Annotated in this window: 1 protein-coding gene; it reads left to right on the forward strand. The window is 64.4% G+C overall.

Features of this window, described 5'->3' with window-relative positions; all coding sequences use genetic code 11:
* Window positions 1-158 precede the first annotated feature (158 nt).
* A partial coding sequence (locus tag AAEY79_RS14690) for a CoA transferase (protein ID WP_352289064.1) occupies window positions 159-278 on the forward strand: 120 nt, incomplete at its 3' end.

Below are 278 nucleotides of genomic sequence, written 5' to 3' on the forward strand. Positions count from 1 at the left end.
GGGCAACACCCTGAGTCGGGCCGAACTGGCGGATAAATTCCAGCGCCTGGCCCACTTCAGCGGCGCCCGCACCCCGGCCCAGGCCAACCGCCTGATCGAGCAGGTATGGAACCTGCGCACTACCGCGTCCATGGCCCATTGGCTTTGAGGGATTTGTCATGACTGAACAACGACCGCTGGACGGCATCACCGTCGTCAGCCTGGAACACGCGATTGCCGCGCCATTTTGCACGCGCCAACTGGCCGACCTCGGTGCCCGGGTCATCAAGGTCGAACGC

The organism is Psychrobacter sp. GW64-MNA-CIBAN-0177 (genome assembly GCF_040309585.1).
In the GTDB taxonomy this organism is placed as follows: domain Bacteria; phylum Pseudomonadota; class Gammaproteobacteria; order Pseudomonadales; family Moraxellaceae; genus Psychrobacter; species Psychrobacter okhotskensis.